Below are 6,342 nucleotides of genomic sequence, written 5' to 3'. Positions count from 1 at the left end.
AAAAGACCTTCCTCACGGAAGGTCTTTTTTCATGTTCAGTATTCCGTCCGGTCGGTGCGGAAGAGGGCGCCCAGGAATTTTACCATGAGGGGGAAGTAGGTGCCGATAAAGACCAGGGTGGAGAAGAGGGCAAAGGCGGGCTTCTTTTTCCGCGGGACGGCCAGACCCAGCAGGGTCCCCAGGGACAGGAGACACAGCTTCAATGCGGCCACGTCCTCCAGGTCCAGCTCCCGGACCATGAGCCGGCCGGCGGCGATCCACTTTTTCACCATCAGAGACACTCCTTTCCCGATTCCAGAGCCAGCAGGGCGCGTTTGAGGTCCAGCCCCCCGGCGTAGCCGGTGAGGGCACCGTTTTTCCCCACCACCCGGTGGCAGGGGATGAAAATGGGCAGAGGGTTCACATGGTTGGCCTGACCCACCGCCCGGACGGCCTTGGGCCGGCCCACGGCGGCGGCAATCTCGCCGTAGGTGCGGGTCTCCCCGTAGGGAATGGCCCCCAGGGCCTCCCACACCGAGCGTTGAAAGGCCGTCCCCGCCGGGTCCAGAGGCAGGTCAAAGGCCCGCCGGGCCCCGGAGAGATATTCCAGCAGCTCCTCCCGGGCGGCCCGGAGCAGAGGGGTCTCCTCCCCCCTCCCCCCACGGTCCGGCAGGGCGCCGGGGAGCCAGAGCCGGGTGAGGGCGGCCTCCCCCTCCAGGGCCATGGGCCCAAAGGGGGTGTCAACGACCAGCCAGGCCATCAGTCATACCGACGGATGACGGCCACCACCTTGCCCAGGAGCTGGGCGCCGTCGCCGTCGATGGGCTCATACTCCGGGTTTTCCGGCATGAGCCAGACGTGGCCGTCTCTTCTGCGGAGGGTCTTGACGGTGGCCTCATCCTCGAAGAGGGCCACTACGATGTCGCCGTTGCGGAAGGACTCCTGCTGGTGGACCACCACGTAGTCCCCGGGCAGGATGCCGGCGTAGAGCATGGACTCGCCCCGGACCCGGAGGGCGAAATGCTCCCCGGAGAGGCGGCCGGTGTCAAAGGTGAGGTAGTCCTCGATGTTCTCCTGGGCCAGGATGGGGGCGCCGGCGGCCACGTCGCCCACCACGGGGACCTGGTTTTTGGGGGGCTCGGGCTTGCGGCGGCGCTCCGTGGCGGGAAAGCCCCCCGCCACGGTGATGGCCCGGGTCTTGCCCTCGGCCTTGGTGATGATGCCGGCCTCCTCCAGGCCCTTGAGGTGAAAGTGGACGGTGGAGGGGGATTTCAGGCCCACATACTCGCCGATCTCACGCACAGAGGGGGGATAGCCGTGGTCCTGCTGAAAGGAGACGATGAACTGGTAGATCTGCCGCTGTTTCTCCGTCAGACCCTTCATGGGCGGTCCCTCCTTTTTTGTAGGTAAGGTTATGTTATCATAGCATGCACAAAAAGTCAAACAAGCGTTCTAAGATATTTGGCAGGGGGCGTTCACAGAAAATTCATTGACAATACAACGATAAGGGTCTATTCTATGTAAGCATGCTAAAGATAAACCAGCTAACTAATTTGGAGGTGGGGATGTGTGCCAGAGTAGAGCGGACAGCGATCTGCCGGGCATCACCTTCCAGGCGGTGGCCCGGGCCCGGAAGCAGCTCATGCTGGCGGAGCTGGCGGGGCGGGGCCTGGGGGATCTGGGCAATCCGCTGCTGCTGTTTTTGCTGAAGGACCGGGAGGGGCAAGTCTCCTCCCAGAAGGTGCTCTCCGACGCGCTGCGGGTGTCTCCGGCGTCGGTGGCGGTGTCTCTCAAGTCGCTGGAGCGGGGCGGCTATGTGGAGAAGTTGCCCGGTGAGGCCGACCAGCGGCGAAAGACGGTACGGCTCACCGACAAGGGACGCGGGGCGCTGGAGACCTGCTTTTCGATCTTCCAGGAGGTGGACCGGCAGATGCTGGACGGCTTCACCCCGGAGGAGATGGAGCAGGTCCGGGCCTTCCAGCTGCGGATGCTGCACAACCTGAGAGAATCTCTGCCTACGGAAAGGATGGACTGTTCATGCTGAAAAAACTCTTTCCCTATATGGGGGGGTATAAGCGCCTGGCGCTCATCACCCCCCTGCTGATGATCCTGGAGGTGGCCTGTGAGCTGGCCCTGCCCCGGTTCATGGCCAACATCGTGGATGTGGGCATCGTCCAGGGCGATCTCAACTATATTCTGAAGATGGGCGGCATCATGCTGGTGCTGGCCCTGTGCAGTATGACCTGCGGTATGCTGGGGGCCAAGTTCGCCGCCATCGTGGGTCAGGGCTTCGGCGCCAACCTGCGCCGGGGCATCTACAACAAGGTCCAGGACTTCTCCTTCGCCGACATCGACCGGTTCTCATCGGCCTCCCTCATCACCCGCATCACCAACGACGTCAACGCCATCCAGATGATGGTGACCATGGCCCTGCGGATGCTGGTCCGGGCGCCGGTGATGCTGGTGGCGGCCCTGGCGGTGGCCATCAGCATCAACGCCGAGCTGGCGGTGGTCATGCTGGTGACCATCCCCCTGCTGGTCATCGCCATCGGCGTCCTGATGAGCATGTGCAACCGGCTCTTCCAGGTCCTCCAGAAGCGCATCGACGCCCTCAACGGCACCATCCAGGAGAACCTGGTGGCCATCCGGGTGGTGAAGGCCTTCGTCCGGGAGGGCTATGAAAAGACCAAGTTCAAACACTCCAACGACGAGCTCACCCGTGCCACCATCAACGTAGATATGCGGGTCATCGCCATGATTCCCATCATGATGATGGCCATGAACGGCGCCACCGCCGCGGTGCTGTACCTGGGCGGCGGCCAGGTCATCGGCGGAGAGATGCTCATCGGCGACCTCTCCTCCTTCATCACCTACATCTTCCAGATCCTCATGAGCGTCATGATGCTGGGCATGAGCTTCCTCCAGCTCTCCCGGTCCATCGCCTGCGCCCGCCGTATCAACGAGGTGCTGGAGACGGAGCCCTCCATCGAGGACGGTCCCCTCACCCCCGCTGAGCTCCCCGAGGCCAAGGGCCGGGTGGAGTTCCAGAACGTGGACTTCAAGTACGACGCCGGCGGCACCGGTGAGAACGTGCTCAGCGGCATCGACCTCGCCATCCAGCCCGGCGAGTTTATCGCCGTGGTGGGCGGCACCGGCACCGGCAAATCCTCCCTGGTCAATCTGATCCCCCGGTTCTATGACGTGTCCGGCGGCGCGGTGCTGCTGGACGGGGTGGACGTGCGGGACTACCCCCTGGAGGAGCTCCGAAAGCGCATCGGCATGGTGCTCCAGAACAACGTCCTCTTCACCGGCACCATCCGGGAAAACCTCCTGTGGGGCCGGGCCGACGCCACCGAGGAGGAGATGATCCAGGCGGCCAAGAACGCCCAGGCCTATGACTTCGTCATGGCCTTCCCCGACGGCTTCGACACCCAGATGGCCCAGGGCGGCACCAACGTCTCCGGCGGCCAGAAGCAGCGGCTGTGTATCGCCCGGGCCATGCTCCGCCACCCGGCGGTCCTCATCCTGGACGACTCCACCTCCGCCGTGGACACCGCCACCGACGCCAAGATCCGCCAGTCCTTCAAGGAGAACCTGGCGGGCACCACCGTCATCATCATCGCCCAGCGGATCTCCTCCGTCATGTCCGCCGACCGCATCCTGGTGCTGGACGACGGCAAGATCACCGACATGGGCACCCATGACGAGCTCATGGCCCGGTGCGGCATCTATCAGGAGATCTACCAGTCTCAGCAGGAAGGGGTGCAGGAATAATGGCCCAACAGAATCAGCACAACATGCCCGGCCCCGGCGGCCGGGGCGCCCGGGGCGGCTTCCAGAAGCCCAAGAACCTGGGCAAGACCATCGCCCGGCTCATGGGCTACCTGGCCCAGAAGAAGTGGCCCCTCCTGATCGTTCTGGTCTGCCTCCTGGGGTCGGTCTTTACCAACATCGCCGGTTCCAGCTTTATCAACCTGGTCATCATCAACAACATCGCCGGGGGCGTCTACACCTTCCCCGCTGACCTCCTCTCCGACGTCCTCAAGCTCCTGGCCATCTACGCCGTGGGCTGGGTGTGCACCTACGCCCAGTCGGGCATCATGGTCCAACTGGCCCAGCGGGGCACCAACCGCATGCGCAAGGAGCTCTTTGACCACCTCCAGACCCTGCCCCTCTCCTACTTCGACCAGCACCCCCACGGCGAGCTCATGAGCCGCTTCACCAACGACGCCGACAACGTCCAGCTGGCCCTGGAGCAGAGCGTGGTCTCCCTCTTCTCCAGCGTGCTCATGTTCGTGGGCATCGTGGTGGTCATGCTCACGGTGAGCCCCCTCCTCTTCCTGGTGTCGGTGTTCACCTTGGGCGCCACCTTCCTGGTGTTCAAGGTGTTCGGCGGCCGGTCCCGGCGCTACTACCAGAAGCAGCAGGCCGACCTGGGCGCCGTCAACGGCAACATCCAGGAGACCATTGAAGGGCTGAAGGTGGTCAAGGCCTTCACCCACGAGGAGGCGGCCAAGGACCTCTTCAACTCCCTCAACGAGAGCTACCGCGCCTCCGCCACGGCGGCCAACTTCTACTCCACCGCCATCATGCCCATCGCCATGAACATCATGAACGTGGGCTACGCCCTCACCGCCGCCTTCGGCGGCGTGCTGTCCATCGTCATGGGCCTGCCTCTGGGCTCCTTCACCCTCTACCTCAACTACTGCCGCCAGGTGGGCCAGCCCATGAACCAGATCTCCCAGCAGCTCACCACCATTCTCTCCGCCCTGGCCGGCGCCGAGCGGATTTTTGAGTGCATGGATGAAAAGAGCGAGGTGGACGAGGGCTTCGTCACTCTAGTGCCCGTGGTCCGGGACGAGCAGGGCCGCATGGTGCCCGCCGCCGCCGGCGCTCACGTCCATGAGTGGGCCTGGAAGGTGCCCGACAACAACCGCTTTGTCCTCGCCCGGGCGGTGAAGGACGAGAACGACGAGCTGGTGGAGTGCCCCGAGGGCACCGAGGGGGCCATGTGGGCGTGGAAGTACCCCAATGAGGGCGACCCGGCCTACGGCCTCCACCGCATCCGGGGCGACGTCCAGCGGGAGGAGGGCTACACCCTCACCCAGCTCACCGGCGCGGTGCGGCTGAGCCATGTGGACTTCTCCTACGTCCCCGGCAAGCAGATCCTTCACGACGTGACGGTGTTCGCCAACCCCGGCCAGAAGATCGCCTTCGTAGGCTCCACCGGCGCGGGCAAGACCACCATCACCAACCTGGTCAACCGGTTCTATGAGATCCAGGACGGCGTCATCACCTATGGCGGCATCGACGTGAAGGCCATTAAGAAGGACGACCTGCGCCGCTCTCTGGGCGCGGTGCTCCAGGACACCCACCTCTTCACCGGCACCGTCATGGACAACATCCGCTACGGCCGCCTGGAGGCCAGCGATGACGACTGCATCGAGGCCGCCAAGATCGCCGGGGCCGACTCCTTCATCCGGCGGCTGCCCCAGGGCTACCAGACCATGGTCACCGGGGACGGCGCCAACCTGTCCCAGGGCCAGCGGCAGCTGCTGGGCATCGCCCGGGCGGCGGTGGCCGACCCGCCGGTGATGATCCTGGACGAGGCCACCTCCTCCATCGACACCCGCACCGAGCGCATCATCCAGAAGGGCATGGACGCCCTCATGGAGGGCCGGACGGTGTTCGTCATCGCCCACCGGCTCTCCACCGTCCGGAACTCCAACGCCATCATGGTACTGGAGGGCGGACGCATCATCGAGCGGGGCGACCACGACGACCTCATCGCCCAGAAGGGCCGGTATTACCAGCTCTACACCGGCGGCGCGGAGCTGGAGTAAGGACGACTGGTAAAACCTTCCCCCTCTCAGGGAGAAGGTGGCATTTGCGGAGCAAATGGCGGATGAGGGTGGGCTGGTAAAATAGATTTCCCTTTCCGTTCTATCCAACGCCCCCTCATCCGCCCCTGGGGGGCACCTTCCCCCCAATGGGGGGAAGGTTATGTTATTTGGGCAAATGACAATCAACATACGTTTTTTGGAGAAAAGAGACGCTCTCAAAACCCGTTTTTTTTCCCTGCCGGAAAAAGAACGGTTTTTGGAATCCAAAGAAAAAGGGGCTCCTGTGCGGGTTGAGTGGTTCCAAATAGGAATCCGGCGGCCTGGCTTTACGACCCCGCCCAGCACCAGCCCCGTCCACAGGTGACTCCGCCGGCGGAACAGGGAAAAGCCGTGGTTCTATCCTTAATTTTTTCGCCGCCTGCGTGGGTGGGCGTCGGAACGTGGTGGCGCTGACTGGTATTCCCCCTGTTGTGAAGTGTTCCGTTCGCCGGAAAGCCCACGATCAAAAAAAGCAAAAAGG

6 protein-coding genes are annotated in these 6,342 nt (G+C 63.7%); 3 read left to right on the top strand and 3 right to left on the bottom strand.

What is annotated here, in order from left to right; translation table 11 throughout:
- Nucleotides 1-35 precede the first annotated feature (35 nt).
- From Q0K15_RS10190 to lexA, 3 genes are read right to left on the bottom strand one after another with little or no spacing between them, the layout of a single operon-like run.
- The gene (locus tag Q0K15_RS10190; RefSeq protein ID WP_294515741.1) at nt 36-272 is read right to left on the bottom strand and encodes a permease of phosphate ABC transporter; all 237 of its coding nucleotides are present in this window, start codon (nt 270-272) and stop codon (nt 36-38) included.
- A complete protein-coding gene (locus tag Q0K15_RS10185) occupies nt 272-739 on the bottom strand; it encodes a methylated-DNA--[protein]-cysteine S-methyltransferase (RefSeq protein WP_294515740.1) in 468 nt (155 codons plus the stop codon). The genes Q0K15_RS10190 and Q0K15_RS10185 overlap by 1 nt, the downstream gene beginning before the upstream one ends.
- Nucleotides 739-1,362: a transcriptional repressor LexA gene (lexA, locus tag Q0K15_RS10180; RefSeq protein WP_294515739.1), complete on the bottom strand. Its 624-nt coding sequence runs from the start codon at nt 1,360-1,362 to the stop codon at nt 739-741. Before lexA ends, Q0K15_RS10185 begins: the two co-directional genes overlap by 1 nt.
- A gap of 184 nt (nt 1,363-1,546) precedes the next feature.
- Between lexA and Q0K15_RS10175 the strand changes: the two genes are divergently transcribed.
- From Q0K15_RS10175 to Q0K15_RS10165, 3 genes are read left to right on the top strand one after another with little or no spacing between them, the layout of a single operon-like run.
- Entirely contained in the window at nt 1,547-2,023 is a 477-nt protein-coding gene (locus Q0K15_RS10175) for a MarR family transcriptional regulator (RefSeq protein WP_294515738.1), read from the top strand.
- The gene (locus Q0K15_RS10170) at nt 2,017-3,753 is read left to right on the top strand and encodes an ABC transporter ATP-binding protein (RefSeq protein ID WP_294515737.1); all 1,737 of its coding nucleotides are present in this window, start codon (nt 2,017-2,019) and stop codon (nt 3,751-3,753) included. Before Q0K15_RS10175 ends, Q0K15_RS10170 begins: the two co-directional genes overlap by 7 nt.
- Nucleotides 3,753-5,822, top strand: a complete 2,070-nt coding sequence (locus Q0K15_RS10165) for an ABC transporter ATP-binding protein (protein WP_294515736.1) — start codon at nt 3,753-3,755, stop codon at nt 5,820-5,822. The genes Q0K15_RS10170 and Q0K15_RS10165 overlap by 1 nt, the downstream gene beginning before the upstream one ends.
- The last annotated feature ends 520 nt before the right edge of the window (nt 5,823-6,342 follow it).

This window comes from uncultured Intestinimonas sp., from assembly GCF_944387245.1.
Classification (GTDB): Bacteria; Bacillota; Clostridia; order Oscillospirales; family Oscillospiraceae; genus Intestinimonas.
This window is presented reverse-complemented; position numbering and strand designations above follow the sequence as displayed.